Origin of the sequence: Streptomyces sp. NPDC102283, from assembly GCF_044766265.1 — a bacterium.
In the GTDB taxonomy this organism is placed as follows: domain Bacteria; phylum Actinomycetota; class Actinomycetes; order Streptomycetales; family Streptomycetaceae; genus Streptomyces.
In genome coordinates, this window is sequence record NZ_JBIWLQ010000012.1 from 145,272 (window position 1) to 163,773 (window position 18,502).

Below are 18,502 nucleotides of genomic sequence, written 5' to 3' on the forward strand. Positions count from 1 at the left end.
GTACAGCCCGGTACGGCCCGGTAGGTCCGTACGGCGCGGTCCTGTTCTGTCCCGCGTGTACAGCGTTTTGATCTCACTGTAGTCACATCGGACAAGTGGGGGCGGGTCGGTGTGAACCGCCCCCACGACATCAGTCCAGCCGCAGGTCCGCGAGCTGCTGCTCGAACGGGACGACCGCGTCCTCCCCGTCGTCCAGGCCCGGGGTCCGGGAGGCGCCGGAGACCGTACGGCCCAGGACCGCGGAGGCCAGCTCGCCGCCGGCGCGCCGGATCCGGGACGGCAGGCCATCGGTGTACTCGTCGCCCGAGGAGCCCCAGTCCTCCGAGGCCGCGTAGACGGAGGTGGGCACGGTGACGGCCCGCAGGTAGGCGAAGAGCGGACGCAGCGCGTGCTCCAGGACCAGCGAGTGCCGGGCCGTCCCGCCCGTCGCGGCGATCACGACGGGCTTGCCGGTCAGCGCGGTGTTGTCGATCAGGTCGAAGAACGACTTGAACAGACCGCTGTACGAGGCGGTGAAGACCGGCGTCACGGCGATCAGCCCGTCGGCCTCCGTCACCGCGTCGAGCGCCTCCCGCAGCGTGGCCGAGGGGAAGCCGCTGAGCAGGTGGTGGGCGATGTCCACGGCGAGGTCGCGGACCTCGATGACCTGGACCTCGACGTTCCTGTCCTGCTCGGCCGCGAGGCGCTCGCGGGCGGCGGCGGCCAGCCGGTCGGCCAGCAGCCGGGTGGAGGACGGCTGGCTGAGCCCGGCCGAGACGGCGACGAGGCGCAGGGGGGTGGTGGCGAACATCGGGGTCAGGACTCCTTTCCGGATGCCCGGGCGGCGGCGACCGCCGGGTGGACGGGCGCGGACTCCGGCACTCCGGCCGGCCGCAGGTTGGCGAACTCCTTGCGCAGCACCGGCACGACCTCTTCGCCGAGGATGTCGAGCTGCTCCAGGACCGTCTTCAGCGGGAGCCCCGCGTGGTCCATCAGGAACAGCTGGCGCTGGTAGTCGCCGACCGCGTCCCGGAACGTCAGCGTCCTCTCGATGACCTCCTGCGGGGAGCCCACGGTCAGCGGGGTCTCGCGGGTGAAGTCCTCCAGGGACGGGCCGTGGCCGTAGACCGGCGCGTTGTCGAAGTACGGGCGGAACTCCCGTACCGCGTCCTGGGAGTTCTTGCGCATGAACACCTGGCCGCCGAGTCCGACGATGGCCTGGTCGGCGGTGCCGTGCCCGTAGTGGGCGTAGCGGCGCCGGTAGAGGTCGACCATCTTCCTCGTGTGCTCCATGGGCCAGAAGATGTTGTTGTGGAAGAAGCCGTCGCCGTAGTACGCGGCCTGCTCGGCGATCTCGGGGGAGCGGATGGAGCCGTGCCAGACGAACGGCGGGACGCCGTCCAGCGGGCGCGGGGTGGCGGTGAAGGACTGGAGTGGCGTACGGAACTTGCCTTCCCAGTCCACGACGTCCTCGCGCCACAGCTTGTGCAGCAGGGCGTAGTTCTCGATGGCCATCGGAACGCCCTGGCGGATGTCCTTGCCGAACCAGGGGTAGACCGGTCCGGTGTTGCCCCGGCCCATCATCAGGTCGACGCGGCCGTCCGCGAGGTGCTGGAGGGTGGCGTAGTCCTCGGCGATCTTCACCGGGTCGTTGGTGGTGATCAGCGTGGTGGAGGTGGAGAGGATGAGGTTCTCGGTGCGGGCGGCGATGTAGCCGAGGGTGGTCGTCGGGGAGGACGGGACGAACGGCGGGTTGTGGTGCTCGCCGGTCGCGAAGACGTCCAGGCCGACCTCCTCGGCCTTCTGCGCGATGGCCAGGGTCGCCTTGATCCGGTCGTTCTCGGTGGGGGTCCGGCCGGTGGTCGGGTCGGTCGTGACGTCCCCGACGGTGAAGATCCCGAACTGCATGGCGTCCGCCTTCCTGAGTCCCGGCCGTGGTTCGGAAGCTCTGTTCCGAAGCTCCGTTCCGAAGCCCTGGCCGATTTGGTTGAACGTTGAACTACACCCTACAACGGGACCCCCCTCCTGCCTATTCCTGGCTGTTCCCGCATGTTCCACGCGGCCCGGATGCTCCCGCATGTTCCTGCCTGCCCACGTGGCCCGGCGCCCTTCCGGGGGCCACGTACTCCGGATCGGTGAGCGAGCGGAAGGGCGGCAACGAGGCTCCTCCCCCACGTGGGCGGGCACGCCCCGGAAGTGGTGCGGACCTCCTCCGCACCGCGCCCGTGGCCGCTACACTCGGCCCATGACCTCCGTCCTGTGCCGAAACTGGTGGCGTTCCTCCTAGGAGCGGCCACTGCATCTGCACGGAACCAGGGCCGTTCGACATGGACGGCCCTTTTCGCTGCCCTCGTACGGCGCGGACACGGAGACGAAGCGCAGCGGCGTTCACCGGCGGGGCCGTCCTCCACGCATCACCCACGCGAGGAGAGACCCGATCCCATGACCAGCACCGCTCCCGGCGCAGTGCCCGCACCCTCCGCTCCCGGCGCAGAGCCCGCCGCCACCGGCACGGCCCCCGCCTCGGCTGTCCCCGCCCCCGCCGAGCTCCACAGCGCCGAGCTGGAGCGCCGCATCGCCCAGGACCCCGGCAGCTTCCGGGTCCTCACCGGGGACCGCCCCACCGGGCCCCTCCACCTCGGCCACTACTTCGGCTCCCTGCTCAACCGGGTCCGCCTCCAGAACCTCGGCGTGGACGTCATCGTCCTCATCCCCGACTACCAGGTGATCACCGACCGGGACACCGCGGAGCGACTGGGGGAGTACACCGACGGGCTGCTCCTGGACTATCTGGCTCTCGGTATCGACCCCGCCCGGTCCACCGTCTTCTGCCACAGCGCCGTCCCCGCGCTCAACCAGCTCATGCTGCCCTTCCTCAGCCTCGTCTCCGTCGCGGAGCTGAACCGCAACCCCACGGTCAAGGACGAGATCGCGCACTCCCGGCAGTCCACGGTCAGCGGGCTGATGCTCACCTATCCGGTCCACCAGGCCGCCGACATCCTGGCCTGCAAGGGAAATCTGGTTCCGGTCGGCCGGGACCAGGCGCCCCACCTGGAGGTGACCCGGACGATCGCCCGCCGCTTCAACGAGCGGTACGGCGACGTCTTCCCGCAACCGGAGATCATGCTCTCCGCCGCACCCCTGCTGCTCGGCACGGACGGCACGAAGATGAGCAAGAGCCGGGCCAACTCCGTCCCGCTCGGCGCCACCGCCGATGAGACGGCCCGCCTCATCAAGGGCGCGACCACCGACGCCGACCGGCACATCACCTACGACCCCGACACCCGCCCGAACGTCTCCTCCCTGGTGCTGCTGGCCGCCCTCTGTCTGGAGCGCGACCCGCACGAGGTCGCGGCGGAGATCGGCGACGGCGGGGCCGCCGCTCTCAAGCGGACGGTGACCGACGCGGTCAACAGCCACCTGGCCCCCTTCCGGGCCCGGCGGGCGGAGTACGCGAAGGACCTGACGTACGTGCGGTCGGTGCTCCGCGCGGGCAACGAGCGGGCGAACGCGCTGGCGGAGGCCACGCTGGACGAGGTGCGGGCGGCGATGGGCGCGTTCAGGTAGCCGGGTGGCCGGGCCGCTGCTGCCACCGGGACACCGGTCGCCGGGCCGGTGCCCCCTACTGCCTCGGCACCACCGAACGCTGCCGCCGCAGCAGCTCCGCGAGCCCCCGGCGGGTGGCGGCGATCACCACCCGGTCCGTGGCGCGCAGGACGTAGCCGGGGTGCAGGTCCCAGACCAGGCCGGAGGGCGGCGGTGTCGCGTCGCCCTCCGGGTAGTACGGCGGGATCGCGGCGAGGTCCGGGGCCCGGTCGGCGGGCGGGGTGGCGTCGATGGCCAGGACCCGCCAGGCGCCCGCCCGGAACGCCTGCTCGACCGTGTGGCCCTCCAGCTGCGGGTGCCCCGCGACCTCCAGGGCCGCGAACAGCATGACCTTGCGCTCGACCGGGACCGCGCCGAGGATCTGGCGGCCCATCATCGCGACCGCGAAGGACGGGGCGGCCAGGTGGGAGACCGAGCGGGAGCGGGTCAGGGCCCCGGGGTGCGCGGTGCGCAGGGTGCGGTAGACGGCGGTGGCGAACTCGTCGTCGTACAGCCGCAGCGCGACCCTGAGGTCCGGCTTCACCGAGCGGGCGTACAGCGTCGCTTCCAGGTTCGTCGTGTCGATGCTGGTGAGCGCGAGGAGAGCGTGGGCGCGGCGGATCTTGGCCGCCTCCAGGACGCCTTCCTGGGTGACGTCGCCGATGACGGTCGGCACGTGCATCGACCGGGCCAGCGGGATGCCCCGCGCCTCGGGGTCCTCCTCGACGACGACCACGGGGATGTCGAGTTCGCGGAGGCGTACGAGGACGCGCGTACCGATCTTGCCGAGCCCGAGCAGCACCACGTGCCCGGAGAGGCCCCGGGGCGGGCGGCGCAGCGAGGAGGCCGTGCGCAGGGTGCCGAACGCCTCCAGGACGGCGGCGATCAGCAGCGGGAGCAGGAGAAGCCCGGCGACGCCGGAGAGGAGCTGGATGATCTGCCGGGCCGGCGGAGCCTCCTCGGCCGGGTCGTTCATGCCCAGCAGGTCGAGCAGGGTGAGATAGGCGGAGTGCAGCAGGCTGTCCTCGGTGGTCAGGACCGACGCGATCACCAGGGCGACCGCGGCGGCCGCGACGCCGAGGGCCGACCAGCGCAGCCTGCGGGAGAAGACCTGGGCGAGCGGGGCGCCCCTGCCGCCCATGCGGGTCGCGGGGCGGTCGGGATCGGCCCGGCTGACCGTCTCCAGGACGACGGTCCCGCGGCCGGACGCGGCGGCGACGGCTCCCTCGTCCGGCAGCAGTTGCGGGGCTTCGTCGCCGCTGCTGTCCGAACCCTCCGCCCCCGCCGGGTCGTTGGTGGTGGAGGAGAGCAGCGCGAGGGTGCACAGGCCCGGGTCGAGGGTCTCGCCGGGGCGCGGCGGCGGGCGTTCGGCGGCGCGCAGGAGCAGCCCCTCGGCCTGGATGATCTTGCTGCTGCCGGTGAGGGCGGTGGCGGCGAGGGCCGGGGCGGCGGTGTCGGCGTCGGACAGGACGGTGGTGGAGGCGTCCAGTAACGCCGGGTCGATGCCGGGCATGGCGACGGCCGCCGCCTGGTCGAGCAACTCCTCCAGGTGGAGCCCGAGCTTGCGGTTGTAGAGCCGGATCACCAGCCGCAGACGGGGGTTGAGGCGGCGGGCGGTCAGGGCGGCGCGGATGTTGCGCTCGTCGTCGTCGTAGACGAGCGCGAGGGCGGCGGCCCGGTCGACGCCCGCCTCCTCCAGTACGTCGTCGGAGGGTTCGGGGGCCTCCATGATGCGGACGGCCTCGACTCCGGCGTTGGTGTCGCCGCTGCCGCCGCCGGTGGTCCCGTTTCCGTTGTTGCCGTTGCCCGCGCGGTTCATCGCCGCCGACATCCGGCCGAACAGGGCCGCCGCCCGCCCCCGTTGGGTCAGCGGCGTCTCGGGGCTGTTCGCGTCGCGGCCCGGGGGCAGGAGCAGGGTGACCCGTTCCCCGTAGACGAAGCGCAGCTCCACGGCGAGCCGGCGCGCCAGGGCGTCGTCACCGCAGACGATCATGTGGCCGGCCGACGGCGGGCGGCCCGGCTGCTGTGGAAGTGGAGGCACGGAACCCAGCATGCCGTGGTCCTTCCGGCTCGGTCGTCCCGGTCAGTGTGGAGTGTTGGTGATCTTCGCATGGTGGTTCGGAGCCGCCCGGCCGTCGTGAGCGCCCATCGGGGCACGGCTTTCGCCCGCCGGGCCCTGGGGGTCGCCCGCCGGGCCCTGGGTTCCGCCCCCCGGCCCGTGGGTTCCGCCCATCGGGCCCCGGGGGCCGCCCGTCAGCAGGTGCCGGGGGTCCGCCGCGCGCTGGATCGCCGTCTCGACCGCCGCGATCCGGTCCGCGAGCAGGCCGAGCGCGGCCACCGCCCGGGTCATGGGGTCGCCGTCCGGCCCGCCGAGCGCCTGCGTGCGGACGTAGGACGCGGTGATCGCCGCCCACCGCTCCGCCTGTCCGGCGGTGAGCGTCCCGCGCAGGGCGGCCAGCTTGAGGAGGTTGGCCTCGGCCCCCGTGGTGAGCGTCTGGGCCTCGCCCGCGTAGTGGTCGTCGACGACGGCGGACAGCTCGTCGTCGTTCATGACGGGCACGATCCGCTCGGCGATCTTGTTCATGTTGCGGTAGGAGCCCTGGAGCCGGAACGGCGGCTCGGTGCGCGTGGCGTCCGTCCGTGCGGCCGAGGCGATGTACGCCGCGTTCACCGCGAGCACGGTGTCCCGGGCCGTGAGCAGATGGCGCAGTACCGCCAGCACGCGGTCCAACTCGGCTGCGCTGTACGGGTGTTCCAGGTGCTCCGCGCGCGCTGCCGGGTCGCTGCCGCCCGCCAGCCGCACCAGCAGCGCCAGGTCGTCCCGGGACCGGGCGGCCAGCGGGGCGAGGACCGGGTTGGCGGTCAGGGCGTTCTCCACGAAGCTCAGCGCGAAGACGTCGTCCCGGCCGCTGAGGACCTCGCCGAGATTCCAGACGTCGGCCCGGTTGGCGAGCATGTCGGGGATCCGGAACCGCTCGCCGGACTCGGTGTACGGGTTGCCCGCCATGCACACCGCGAACCGCTTGCCGCGCAGGTCGTAGCTGCGCGGCTCGCCGTCCCGCACGCCCTCGATACGACGCGTGGCGTCGCACAACGGGATGAACTTCTGGAGCAGTTCGGGCGAGGTGTGCTGGATGTCGTCGAGGTAGAGGAGTGTGTTGTTGCCCGCCTCCAGCGCGAAGTTGATCTTCTCGATCTCCTGTCGGGCGGTGGCGCTCGGGGCCCGGTCCGGGTCGAGTGAGGTCACGTCGTGGCCCAGGTTCGGCCCGCTGATCTTGACGAGGACCATGCCGAGCCGGTCCGCGACGTACTCCATCAGCGTCGTCTTGCCGTAGCCGGGCGGCGAGACGAGCAGCAGCAGTCCCTGCGAGTCGGTGCGCCGGTCGGCGTCGGCGGTGCCGAGCTGCTTGGCGAGGCTGTCGCCGATCAGCGGCAGGTACACCTCGTCGAGCAGCCGGTTGCGGACGAACGCCGACATCACGCGCGGCCGGTGGTCGTCCAGCCGCAGCCGTCCGCGCTCGGCGGTCACCAGGGAGGTGCGCAGCCGCTGGTAGGCGCGGAAGCCGGGCACGGTGTGGGCGCGGAACTCGGCGGTCCGGGAGAGGAGTTCGTCGATCCGTACGGTGAGGGCCCCGCCGCCCGCGATGCGCGGGTGGTCGCCGAGGAGGCCCTGAAGGCGTTCGGTGAGCGGCGCGTCGCACACGTACCGCTCCAGCTCCGGGCACAGTTCCACCGCCACGGCCTCCGCGAGGTCACCGCCGCCGAGGCCGGCCCCGGTGGTCCCGGCGTACGCGGCGAGCCAGCCCTCCACGAGCTGCCGACGGGCGGCCAGGTCGTCGTCGAGCGCAGCGAGGTCCTCGGCGTACGCGTCGGGGCCGGCCGCCCGGTGGAAGGCTTCCAGGAAGGCGCGGACCGGGACGCCCACGACGAACCCGGCGGGCCCGGTCGTCAGCTCCTCGAAGAGGTACGCGGCGACGGCGTGACCCGGCGCGGAGGGGGACGGGGAGCCGATCTCCGCCGCCCACTCCTCCTGGAGCACCGCGATCGCCGGGGCCAGTCCGAAGGTGTCGCGGGCGCGCGCCAGGGAGACCGCGCGTCTGGTCCAGGACGTGCGCAGCGGATCGCCGGCGCCGTGCGCCCAGAAGAGCTGGGCCGCCGCGCGGACGGCGGGCTCGTGGCGCAGCAGCCCCGCGTCCGCGTGCAGACGCAGCAGGGCGGCCAGGATCGCGGTGGCGTCCTCGTCGTGGACGCCCCGCGTATACCCCTCGTCGTACGCCTCTGCGGCCGACTCCCTCACGAGCGAGGCAAGTTCGGCTTCGCTGAGCGAGCGGAGACGTCCGGCTCCGTGCTCGTCGAGGAGGCGGGCGGCGAGGTGCTCGGCGCGGTAGACGGAGGCGTTCTCGGAGGGGAGCAGCTGCTCCCAGTACGGCCGGGCCGCCGCGAACGCCGGATCGGTGACCGCGGCCCGGTAGTCCGTGCCGGTCAGAGCGAAGGCGAGGCCCTGCCCCTGCCCCTGCCCGTTCCGATCCCCGGAGGGCACGAGCGTCAGGTCGAACGGCTGGGTGTTCACGGCGAACCGGTGGCGGCCCAGCCTGATCACCGACCCGCCGTCCGCGTACAGCTCGGTGCGGTCGCGCAGGGCGCGGCCCGCCTCCTGGCGGGCCGCCTTCAGCCGCCCGTCCAGCTCCTCCGCCCGCACGGGATCGCCCAGTTCGCGCAGCTCGTCGGCTGTCCGGCGGATCTTCGCGACCATCGGATCGGAGGCGAAGTAGGTGTGGACGGCGTCGAGATCCTCCAGCGAGGCGACCCGCCGGGCGACGGTCTCCAGCACCCGGCCCGCCGACCCGGCCAGCCGATCCGCGCGCCGCGCCCGCTCGTCCTGGAGGGTCTGCTTGCGTGCCGAGAACGCCTCGTACACCTCGGTGCGGCGCTCGGACAGCTCGGTGAGGAAGTCGTCGAACTCCGCGAACCGCGACTCCAGGTTCTCCAACTGGAGCAGTAGCCGAGCCAGTTGGTCGTCGCACGTCTCCGGGGTGACGGCGGCGGCCAGCGCGCCTGTCACCGCCTGCCCGAGCAGCGCGAACTCGGCGGCGAACTCGGCCCGCCCCTCCTTCGACAGCAGCTCCCGGCGGCGTCCGTCGAGCGTGGCGCGGGCCCGGTTCGCGCCGCCCAGCACCTCCGCGATCCGCTCCAGGATCGACGTACGCACGGTGGCGTCGCCGATGTCGAGACCGGCGACGACGTCCGTGACGGTGGCCAGCCCCTCCGTCATCGCGGACAGCCGGTCGGTCACGGCGGACGCGTCCCGGACCGTCTCCAGCGCGCCCGCGTCGGCCGTGAGCCCCGCGATGTCGGCGTGATATCCGTCGAACGCGTCCTCGCGCGCCAGGAAGGACACGGCCCGCTGGGCGGCCGAGGCGATGTCGTCCTCGGTCCGGGCCGACAGCTCCGCGATCCGCTCGACGTCGGCGTACCGCATGTCGCCGACCGTCGCCAAGTGGCCCTGCGCCCAGCGGAGTTCGGTTAGGCGCTCGACCCAGGCGGACGCCGAGCCGGGAACCTCGCCGCGCACTCGGCGGACCAGTGCGGTGATGCGGGCGGCGGTCTCCTCCAGCGCGTCGGCGGCCCGCCGGGTCAGCTCCTGTACGGCGGTGAACTCGGCCAGCACCTGCTGTGCGGTGGCCCGCAGCTCACTCAACGGCGCGCCCAGCGAACCCAGTTCCGGATCGGACAGCCAGTGGTAGCGGTCCTGGGCGCGGGCGCAGTCGGCCGCGAGCTGCCCGTAGAGCGCGGTCGTCGGCGTCATGTCCCGTACGCCGTGGGCGAGGGCGAGGCAGTCGGAGATCCCGCGCACCAGGTCGGCGTTGCCGGTCCGGGCGAGCGGGCCGGTTCCGGCGGGGCGGGCGGCGGCGTAGGTGTCGGAGACGTACGGGGTCTCCCAGCGCTGCAAGGGGTGCACGCGCGCGGGACCGTCCGGGTTGTCCCGGAGCAGGACCAGCGTCCCGTCGTCCAGCAGGGCGTGCCCGCGCCCGGTGAGCGGGGTGGCGACCTCCTGGCGGATCAGGTTGTAGGGGAGCAGGAGGCTGCGCAGGCCGTCGCGGGAGCGGAAGACGTAGAGCACGTCCTCCCCGTTGGGCGAGCGGACCGCGCCCTCGAAGACCGGCTCGGTCAGCTCCTCGGCGGTGTCGAAGGTCTTCGCGGTGCCGGTGGTGAGGTAGTAGCCGCCGGGGAAGATGATCCCCTGGTCCTCGGGGAGCCGGTGGCAGGACGGGCCGATGCCGTCGAGCCGCCGGACGGTGGCGAGCAGCGAGTTGAAGACGAGGTGGCGCCAGGCGTCCTCCTTGTACGGGCGCACGCGCAGCAGCACCAGCGGCCCGACCTCCGCGTACTCGACGTCGGCGTCGGCCAGCGACTGCAACGGCTCGTCGACGGGCTCCTCGTAGATCCCGTCCGGGGATTCGGTGTCGTCGGTGACCTTGACGGTGAGGGTGCCGCCGAGCGTGTCGACGAAGAGCCCGCCGCCCTTGCCGACGGCGATGTGCGGATGGCGCCCGGGGATGTGGGATTCGCGCCCCGCCACGGTCCACGTGAAGTCGTGGGAGGGCGGGAAGACGTGGTCGCGTTCGCCCTGCGCGTCGAGGAACGCCCCCGGCGATCCGTCCGGCCCCAGCGCCCAGCGCAGCACCCGGATGTCCTCGGCGTTCTCGCCGGTCCGGAAGACGGCGAGGAGTCTGCCGTCGACGCGGCGCAGCCGCAGCAGGCGGGCGTCGCGGAAGTAGCGGTGGAGGGAGGAGAACTCACGCCGGAAGCCGTCGTCGTCGAGGAGGGGGGACTCCGCTGCCGGGGCGTCGTCCTGTGGCGCGGAGTCCCGTACGAGGAGTACGTCCTCGACCCCGGCCTCGCCGTGCGCGCCCGGCCCCCGCTCGAAACCGAAGAGCAACCGGCCGCCCACGGCGACGAGGTCACGTGGCACGGAGGCCCGCTCGGTGCGCACCCGCTCGGTGGCGAGCAGCCGCAGCCCGGTCGAGCCGAACTCCTCGGTCCGCCGTACGTTGAGCGCCTCGGCCCGCCGCACCAGCTCCCCGGCCTGGGCCGAGAGCCGCCGCCGCAGCACCTCGTAGGCACCGGCGTCCACGTCGCCGCCCGCCCCGCTGGGGGTGTCCTGCGGCGCGGTGGCGGTGGCGGTGGCGGTGGTGTCGCTGTCCATGCGTACGGCTCCCTACGTGTGTCATCGTCTTCGGCGGGCCCGGCCCGATCCGTTCGGCCCGGCGGCACCCGGTCGGCCCGGCGGCACCCGGTCGATCCGGCACCACCCCCAGCGCCTCCGGCGTTTGAGGACGGAACCCCCGGCTAGGTGAGCCCGGCCCTGACGGGCAGGTCGGCCCCTGGTGCGCCCACCCCCGTGGGACGCACACGCAGACCGCCGGCTCCCCGGCCGAGGGTTCCGTTCTCAAGCGCCGGACGGGCTGGGAGGGACCTGGGGGTTCGTTCTCCAGTGCCGGACGAAGTGCCGGACGGGCTGGGGGGTGGCCCGGGGGTTCGTTCTCCAGTGCCGGACGGGCTGGGAGTGGCCCCCGGGGCCGAGGGGTCCGCCGTCGAATGCGCTACCCGTGCGCCCCGGCCCCGGCCCCGTTACGGGCCGCGGTCGCTGCCGCCGGAGCCACCGGCGTACCGTTCGTCAGCGACGACACCGGCAGATCCGCGAGCCCCAGCTCCTTCGCCGCCGCCAGCAGCTGCTGCACCTGCCCCGACGCCGCCCCCGACGACCCCGGCCCCATCAGCCGCATCAGCAGCGCCGACACCGTCAGGTTCTGCACATCACCCGTGGAGAACGATCCCAGCACCCGGCCGATGTCGTCCGTGAAGGACGACGAACCGTCCAGCCACGGCCCCGCCAGCGCCTGCGCGGTCCGCGAGTTGTCGACGAACCCGTCCACGGCCTTGCCGAGCGAGATCGACGAGACGAGCCGGTCGAAGAAGACCGAGTCGCCGCCGACGATGTCGATGTCGGCGTTCTCCAGGCCCGTCGCCAGGATCGTCGCCTGCGCCTCGGCGACCTGCCGCTGCACGTCGAGACCGGCCAGCCGGATCTCCTTCTCCGCTTCGAGCCGCAGCCGGTACTCCTCGTGCCCGCGCGAGGCCTCGTCCAGCGCCGCCATCGCGGCCGCCTTCTCCGTGAGCCCCGCGGCCTCCGCCCTCAGCTTCTCGCCGATGACCGCCGCGTCGGCGGTCGCCTGGGCCGCGGTGCCCTCCGCCGTGGCCAGCGCCTTGAGCCGCGAGCCCTCCGCCTCGGCCTTGAGCCGGGCCGCCGTCGCCTCGGCCTCCGCGAGCCCGGCCTTCTCGGTGACGTCCGCCTCCGCGTCCCGCACCTGCACGGCGGCGAGCCCCGGCGCGGCCGTCTCCGCCTGGATGCCCTCGGCGAGCCGCAGCTTGGCCTGCGCGTCGAGGTCCGCGGTCTTGAGCCGGGCCTCGGCGAGCGTGAGCTGCTCGGCCGCCAGGTGCGTGGACGCCGCCTCCGCCGCCTCGGCCGCCTTGATGTCCTTGACCAGCTTCTCCTGGGCCTCCGCCTCGGCCGCGATGATGACCGACCTGCGGGACCGCTCGGCGTCCTCGACGGCGCGCAGGGTGAGGATCGACTCCTCCTGCTCCGCGACCGTGCGGTCCACCGCGATCCGCTCCCGGATGACGTCGGCGACCTCGCGGCGCTCGGCCTCGACCTCCTTCGTGGCGGCGATCCGGTTCAGCTCGGTCTCCCGCTCGCGCCCGATGACCTCCAGCATCCGGTCCTTCTCGATGCGCTCGCTCTCGACGGCGATGACGCGCTCGCGGTTCTTCTGCGCGACGGCGATCTCCCGCGCCTGGTTCTCGCGCTGGATGCCGAGCTGCTCCTCGGTCTTGATGAACGCGCTCTGCGAACCGAGCCGCTCCTCCTCCTGCACCCGGGCGGTGGCCGCCTCCTCGCGGGCCCGCAGCACCTCGACCTCGCGGCGCTGCTTGATCTCCGCCTCGGCCTGCCGGCGCTCCAGCTCCAGGATCGTCTCGCGGGCGTCGACGTCCTGCCGGGTGATCTCCTTCTGCTCGGTGCGCTGGAACTCGTTGGTCCGCACGTGCTCGATCGCCGTCAGCTCGGTGATCTTCCGGATGCCCTGGGCGTCCAGGATGTTGGCCCCGTCGAGCTGGGCCATCGGGGTCTGCTCAAGGAAGTCGATCGCCGCGTCGTCGAGGTGGTAGCCGTTCAGGTCGGTGCCGATGACCTGGATGATCCGGTCCCGGAACTCCTCGCGCTTGGTGTACAGGTCCACGAAGTCGAGCTGCTTGCCGACGGTCTTGAGCGCCTCGGAGAACTTCGCGGCGAAGAACTCCTGGATGGCGACCTTGTCGCTGGCCCGTCCCGTACCGATGGACTGCGCGACCTTGATGACGTCCTCGACGGTCTTGTTGACCCGGACGAAGAAGGTGATCTGGATGTCGGCGCGGATGTTGTCCTGGCAGATCAGACCCTCGCGCCCGGCGCGGCGGATCTCGATCGTCTTCACCGAGATGTCCATCGTCTCGGCCTTGTGGAGGACGGGCAGGACGACGGCCCCGGTGAAGGTGACGTCGACCTTCTTGGTCTTGGAGATGATCAGTGCCTTGCCCTGCTCGACCTTGCGGAACAGCCGGGTGATGACGAAGGCGATGGCGACGACGATGAGCAGGACAACGGCGATGAGCACGCCGATGCCCAAGGAGATGGCATCCATTGAAGAGTCCTTGGCGGCTTGTCGGTACGGAAGTGGCACAAGCGAAGTAGGGGTGCCTGCCCGTCACGGGGCGGGCGGCCGGTTGGCGGCGACGACGGTGGTACGCGGAGGCTCCGAGCGGCGTCCCGGATGGTCCGGTGTCCCGGCCGGATCAGCCGGTCGGCCCGCCCGGCAGCTGGTGAGGTCGGGTGTTCGGACCTGGATCGAGCGCCGCGTCGTAGGGCGAGACCCAGAAGAACTCGCCTTCCTCGTCGTACGCGTAGAGGAGTCCGGAGCCGCCCATGACGAGCGGCGCTTCCTCCGCGGCGGGTCCGGAGAGCCGGGAGGTGGTCGGGAACGGCTCGGCCGTGCGGACCTGCACGATGGCGGTCGATCCGTCGTGGGACACGACCTCGGCCTGGCCGAACGTCGCGGTGACGGAGCCGGTGCGGATCGTGCAGACGCTCCCGACGAAGTCCAGCCGCGATGGCGGAGGTTCCGCCGGGAAGTACCGGCGGAAGCGGTGGACGAGGAGACGGACGGCCGCCCAGGCGAGGAACAGCGACCCGGCGAGTACGGCGACGGCGAGCACGGCGCGGGTGGTGCTGCCGGTCTCGCTCCGACGCAGCAGGACCGTGCCGGTCATGCTGCCGAACCAGGCGAAGACGATGAGCAGGGAGACCGAGACGGAGACCGGGACGCCGCCGAGACCGGCCGGGCCGGTGTCGAGGTCCGTGTCGAAGGAGTCGTGACCGGCGGCCCCGGTGAGCACCAGCAGCCAGAAGCAGACGACGACCACCAGAGCGGCGCCGAAGACGACGGCGGGGAATCCGAGTGCCGCGCTCAGGAATTCGCCCATCGGTCCCACCCCCTGCGGTTCTGCGCACGGGCCTTGAGGCGGTGCGCTTCCGTGTGATCCGGTACGGGGGCGGCGAGCGGTCGGCCGGCGGGCGGTTGACGGGCCCCGGCGCTGCGGCGTTGTCCGAATGCGCCGCGGCGGCGGGGTCGTTCCCCTGGGGACTTCTCCCGCCGCATCCCGGAGCCCGGACCGTCCCCGATCCCCCGTGGACGGTCCGGGACCCGGGTCCGAGAGAGGATTACGTCCCCCGTCCCCCGTGCTCCCCCGTGCTTCCCCCTGTGTGCTTCCCCCGTGTTGTTGCTGACCTGATCGTGTCATCCGGGACCCGCACAGCGCATTGCCGGAACCCGGCAATCTTTACGCTTCGCTAATGCCGGGCACCGGCACTGCGACGTGAGCGTTGGGGAAATGACAGGACTGTTGCAAGGCTGAAGGAGAGTACGTGGCCGAGCTGAGGATTCCCGAGGAAATGCTGGGCAATTATGCCCACATTCTGGGCGAAGTCGCCCTCACCGGCCGTCGCTTGACACGTGACGAACTGGAGGCGCGCCGGGCGCTGGGCCGTGCGGCGGCGGACGCGGGCCACCAGCTGCGCGCCCTGGTGACGATGCATCTGGCGCAGACCCGTGAGGCCTGGCCACGTGCCGCTGCCGGAAACTCCCCTGCCGTGACCGATGCCGTCCTCGCCGCGGTGGAACAGGCGGTCGACGCGTTCGCCGAGGGGTTCGAGCGTGCCCAGCGGCTCACCGTACGGCGGGAGGAGGCGGCGCGCCGGGAGTTCATCGACGACCTGCTCTACGGGCGCAGCGATCTGGTGCGGCTCGCGGAGCGGGCGACCCGCTTCGGCCTGCGGCTCTCCCGGGCGCACGCGGTGGCGGTGGCGTCGGGCCCTGAGGCGTACACGGAGACGGACGCGGTGCCGCGCAGTGTGGAGGCGGCGCTGCTGACGCGGTTCAGCGGCCGCAAGATCCTGCTGACGACGAAGGACGGCCGGATCGTCTGCATCGCGCCGGGCAGCCAGCCCGACGTCCTGCGCTACTTCGCCAAGCAGGCGCACGCGGCGACGGACGGCGGCCAGGTCGCGGTCGGCCGCCCGCACAAGGGCCCCGGCGGGGTGGTCCACTCGTACGACGAGGCGCTCGAAGCCCTCGACCTGGCGGACCGGATGGGGATGGACGACCCCGTGCTGTACGCCTCGGACCTCATGGTCTACCCGGTGCTGACCCGGGACCGGCAGGCGATGGCCGATCTGGTGCGCAGCGAGTTGGGCCCGCTCCAGAAGGCGAGGGGCGGCGCGGAGCCGCTGCTGAACACGCTGGCGGTCTACTTCGACGCGGGTTGTGTCGCCGCCGAGACCGCCCGCCGGCTGGCGCTGAGCGTACGGGCGCTGACGTACCGCCTGGAGCGTATCCACCAGTTGACCGGGTCGGACCCTTCGGATCCGATGCACCGCTACAGCCTCCAGACGGCGGTCATCGGGGCCCGGCTGCTGGACTGGCCGGCCAAGGAGCTGTGACGGCCGCGCGCCGGAGGGGGTGTGCGGGACGGGGGAGGAAGGTGTGGCCGGGGGCGCTCAGAGGGGTGACGCGCCCCCGGCCTGCCGGTGGGGACGGGGACGCGGGCCGGTGGTCGGCAGGCCCGCGCGACCGCACCGGCGGTCCTGGTAGGTCCTACAGGTCGAATTCGTGCGGCGGCAGGTCGAGTGCGAAGCACGCCTCCCGCACGACGGCCTGCTCGGACGGGTCGAAGTCGCCGTCGGCGCCGCCGATGACGATGCCGATCTGGACCACGGCACGGGCCTCGGTCGGCTTCTTCTTCGCCTTGGCGATCTCCTGGAGCACGCTGACCTTGCCGAAGGCGAAGTCGGCGGTGAGCTGGTCGACGTAGGCGTTGAAGCGGCGCTGCAGGTCGTCCGCGGGAAAGTTCCGCAGGACGTCGTTGGTCGAGATGAGCGTCGCGACGCGCTGGCGCTCCGACGGATCGATGGAGCCGTCGGCGGCGGCGACGAGAGCGCACATGGCCATGCTCGCGTCCCGGAACGAACCCGACTTCAGGTCGTTCTTCTTCGCCTCCAGCTGCGTCTGCATCGACGACGCGGATTCCTTGATGCGGTCCCACAGAGCCATGACGTCTCCCTACGTTGCGGTGCGAATCCGGACCGGAAACCGGTGCAACTCTACAGGGGTGTAGATGTGGGTGGTGGGTGTCCCTCCCTCTCACGACGAAGCCCCCGGACGCGATGAAAGGCGTCCGGGGGCTTCGTCGTGGGCCGCGAGCGGCCGGGGCGGGAGGCGGCGGCTATTCGCGCGTCTCGCCCGCCGGTTCGGGAGTGAGGTCGTCGTGCGACGCCAGCCGGCGCTCGGGAGCGGACTTCGCGACGGGCTCCTTCTCCGCGCCGCTCGTGCCCGTGCCCGTGCCCGTGCCCGTGCCCGTGCCCGTGCCCGTGCCCGTGCCCGTGCCCGTGCCCGTGCCCTTTCCGTCCTCGCTGCTGTCCCCGCCGCCGCGCCGGGCCTCGATCTTCGCCGCGAGGGGCTGCGTCCACCGGGCGGTGAGCGGGCCGACGATGACGAGGATCAGGACGTACGCGGTGGCGATGGGGCCGATGCGCGGCTCGGTGGCCACGGCCAGACCGGCGATGACGATGGAGAACTCACCGCGCGCCACGAGGGTGCCGCCCGCCCGCCAGCGGCCGCGCGAGCCGACTCCGGCGCGCCGGGCCGCGTAGTAGCCGGTGGCGATCTTGGTGAAGGTGGTGATGATGGCCAGCAGGGCCGCGGGCAGGAGCACCGGCGGGATGTCGGCCGGGTTGGTGGAGAGCCCGAAGAAGACGAAGAACACGGCGGCGAACAGGTCCCGCAGCGGGGTGAGCAGCTTGCGGGCGCCCTCGGCGACCTCGCCGGAGAGCGCGATGCCGACGAGGAACGCGCCGACGGCCGCGGACACCTGGAGCTGCTGGGCGACACCGGCCACCAGGACGGTGAGGCCGAGGACGACCAGGAGCAGCATCTCCGGGTTGTCGGAGGAGACCGCGCGGCTGATCAGGCGGCCGTGGCGGAGCGCCAGGTAGAGGACGAGTCCGACGGCCCCGAGCGCGATCACCAGCGCGAGGCTGCCGCCGGCCAGGCTGACCCCGGCGAGCATGGCGGTGAGCAGCGGCAGGTACACCGCCATTGCCAGGTCCTCCATGACGAGGACGCCGAGGATGACCGGGGTCTCGCGGTTGCCGAGCCGGCCGAGATCGGTCATGACCTTGGCGATCACACCGGACGACGAGATCCAGGTGACCCCGGCGAGCGCGACCGCGCCGACGGGGCCCCAGCCGAGCATCAGGGCCGCGACCGCGCCGGGCGTCGCGTTGAGCACGAAGTCCACGGCGCCGGAGGGGTATTGCGTCTTGAGGCTGTGGACCAGCTCGGACGCGCTGTATTCGAGCCCCAGCAGGAGCAGCAGCAGGATGACGCCGATCTCGGCGCCCACCATCGTGAACTCTTCGCTGGCCTTGAGCGGAATCAGCCCTCCGTGCCCGAACGCCAGCCCGGCGAGGAGGTAGAGCGGGATCGGGGAGAGGCCTATCCGCCCGGCGAACCGCCCCACGAGCCCCAGCCCGAGGATGACGGCTCCCAGCTCCACCAGCAACGCAGTCGTGTCATGCACGGTCAGCCCTCCGCAATGATCTCGGAGAGCGCGTCGACGCCCTCACGCGTACCGACGGCGACGAGTGTGTCCCCGATGGCCAGTCGAAAATCCGGTTCCGGCGACGGGTGCGCGCTGTGGGTGCGCAGCACCGCCACGATGGACGCCCCGGTCCGTGTCCGTGCCCGCGTCTCCCCCAGCAGCCGCCCGCCGTACGGGGAGCGGGACCCGAGCGGGATGTGCTCGGTGACGAGGTCGATGCCATCGGTCCGTACGGCGTCGATGGGCGCCGGGTCGATGAGGTGCGCGAGCGCGGTGGCTTCGGACGTCGTCAGGGGGACGGAGAGTTGGCACGAATCAGGATCGTCCTGTTCGTAGAACCCGATGAACCGGCGACCGTCGTGGTGGACGACGACCGAAATGTGCTGGCCCGTCTCGGTGGTGAAGTCGTACTGAGCACCCACTCCGGGCAGTGACGTGCGGCGGGTTCCCATGGCTTCCTCCCGAGACGTGCGGCGGCGCGCGCGCACTTGGTGATCTCTTTATCCGGCCATTACCCTATCGGGCGGCGAAATTCCGTCGAGGGGACGCAGCCGTGGGCCGTGCGGGGGCGGTGTTGATGGGGCCCCCACTGACCGGCCCACGGACCGGCCCACGGACCGGCCCACGGACTGGCCCTCCGGCCTTCCCCGCAGGCCGCCCTCTGTCGTGGTCGGTCTCGCCG

Annotated in this window: 11 protein-coding genes; 2 read left to right on the forward strand and 9 right to left on the reverse strand. The window is 72.4% G+C overall.

Going from position 1 to position 18,502, the window contains the following annotated elements; translation table 11 throughout:
- Nucleotides 1-130 precede the first annotated feature (130 nt).
- Both ACIRJT_RS23920 and ACIRJT_RS23925 read right to left on the reverse strand, forming a co-directional pair.
- Entirely contained in the window at nt 131-790 is a 660-nt protein-coding gene (locus tag ACIRJT_RS23920; protein ID WP_403912337.1) for an FMN reductase, read from the reverse strand.
- Between the two features lie 5 nt (nt 791-795).
- Nucleotides 796-1,887 (reverse strand): LLM class flavin-dependent oxidoreductase, encoded by a 1,092-nt coding sequence (locus tag ACIRJT_RS23925; protein WP_403912340.1) that lies wholly within the window; start codon nt 1,885-1,887, stop codon nt 796-798.
- A gap of 534 nt (nt 1,888-2,421) precedes the next feature.
- Between ACIRJT_RS23925 and trpS the strand changes: the two genes are divergently transcribed.
- Nucleotides 2,422-3,546: a tryptophan--tRNA ligase gene (trpS, locus tag ACIRJT_RS23930; RefSeq protein WP_403912343.1), complete on the forward strand. Its 1,125-nt coding sequence runs from the start codon at nt 2,422-2,424 to the stop codon at nt 3,544-3,546.
- A 55-nt stretch (nt 3,547-3,601) separates the two neighbouring features.
- Here the strand turns inward: trpS and ACIRJT_RS23935 are convergent, their stop codons facing one another.
- From ACIRJT_RS23935 to ACIRJT_RS23950, 4 genes are all read right to left on the reverse strand, one after another.
- Nucleotides 3,602-5,617 (reverse strand): NAD-binding protein, encoded by a 2,016-nt coding sequence (locus tag ACIRJT_RS23935; protein WP_403912345.1) that lies wholly within the window; start codon nt 5,615-5,617, stop codon nt 3,602-3,604.
- Between the two features lie 30 nt (nt 5,618-5,647).
- Nucleotides 5,648-10,771, reverse strand: coding sequence for a DNA repair ATPase (locus ACIRJT_RS23940; protein WP_403912348.1), 5,124 nt, complete (start codon nt 10,769-10,771; stop codon nt 5,648-5,650).
- Between the two features lie 397 nt (nt 10,772-11,168).
- A complete protein-coding gene (locus ACIRJT_RS23945; protein WP_403912350.1) occupies nt 11,169-13,307 on the reverse strand; it encodes a flotillin family protein in 2,139 nt (712 codons plus the stop codon).
- A 151-nt stretch (nt 13,308-13,458) separates the two neighbouring features.
- Complete coding sequence (locus ACIRJT_RS23950; RefSeq protein ID WP_403912352.1) at nt 13,459-14,145, reverse strand: hypothetical protein; 687 nt, start codon at nt 14,143-14,145, stop codon at nt 13,459-13,461.
- A 442-nt stretch (nt 14,146-14,587) separates the two neighbouring features.
- On the opposite strand from ACIRJT_RS23950, the gene ACIRJT_RS23955 reads away from it, so the two are divergent.
- Nucleotides 14,588-15,661 (forward strand): PucR family transcriptional regulator, encoded by a 1,074-nt coding sequence (locus tag ACIRJT_RS23955; RefSeq protein WP_403912354.1) that lies wholly within the window; start codon nt 14,588-14,590, stop codon nt 15,659-15,661.
- A gap of 154 nt (nt 15,662-15,815) precedes the next feature.
- Here ACIRJT_RS23955 and ACIRJT_RS23960 read toward each other — a convergent pair whose 3' ends face one another.
- The 3 genes from ACIRJT_RS23960 to ACIRJT_RS23970 form a co-directional block, all read right to left on the reverse strand.
- Entirely contained in the window at nt 15,816-16,271 is a 456-nt protein-coding gene (locus tag ACIRJT_RS23960) for a tellurite resistance TerB family protein (protein ID WP_215110340.1), read from the reverse strand.
- Between the two features lie 172 nt (nt 16,272-16,443).
- Entirely contained in the window at nt 16,444-17,799 is a 1,356-nt protein-coding gene (locus ACIRJT_RS23965) for a cation:proton antiporter (RefSeq protein WP_403912357.1), read from the reverse strand.
- Nucleotides 17,800-17,801: 2 nt separating this feature from the next.
- Complete coding sequence (locus ACIRJT_RS23970) at nt 17,802-18,272, reverse strand: cation:proton antiporter regulatory subunit (protein ID WP_403912360.1); 471 nt, start codon at nt 18,270-18,272, stop codon at nt 17,802-17,804.
- Between the last annotated feature and the right edge of the window lie 230 nt (nt 18,273-18,502).

Coding starts and splice junctions, on each gene's coding strand:
- ACIRJT_RS23920 (WP_403912337.1), bottom strand. CDS start 790: ATGTTCGCCACCACCCCCCTGCGCCTCGTCGCCGTCTCGGCCGGGCTC.
- ACIRJT_RS23925 (WP_403912340.1), bottom strand. CDS start 1,887: ATGCAGTTCGGGATCTTCACCGTCGGGGACGTCACGACCGACCCGACC.
- trpS (WP_403912343.1), top strand. CDS start 2,422: ATGACCAGCACCGCTCCCGGCGCAGTGCCCGCACCCTCCGCTCCCGGC.
- ACIRJT_RS23935 (WP_403912345.1), bottom strand. CDS start 5,617: ATGCTGGGTTCCGTGCCTCCACTTCCACAGCAGCCGGGCCGCCCGCCG.
- ACIRJT_RS23940 (WP_403912348.1), bottom strand. CDS start 10,771: ATGGACAGCGACACCACCGCCACCGCCACCGCCACCGCGCCGCAGGAC.
- ACIRJT_RS23945 (WP_403912350.1), bottom strand. CDS start 13,307: ATGGATGCCATCTCCTTGGGCATCGGCGTGCTCATCGCCGTTGTCCTG.
- ACIRJT_RS23950 (WP_403912352.1), bottom strand. CDS start 14,145: ATGGGCGAATTCCTGAGCGCGGCACTCGGATTCCCCGCCGTCGTCTTC.
- ACIRJT_RS23960 (WP_215110340.1), bottom strand. CDS start 16,271: ATGGCTCTGTGGGACCGCATCAAGGAATCCGCGTCGTCGATGCAGACG.
- ACIRJT_RS23970 (WP_403912360.1), bottom strand. CDS start 18,272: ATGGGAACCCGCCGCACGTCACTGCCCGGAGTGGGTGCTCAGTACGAC.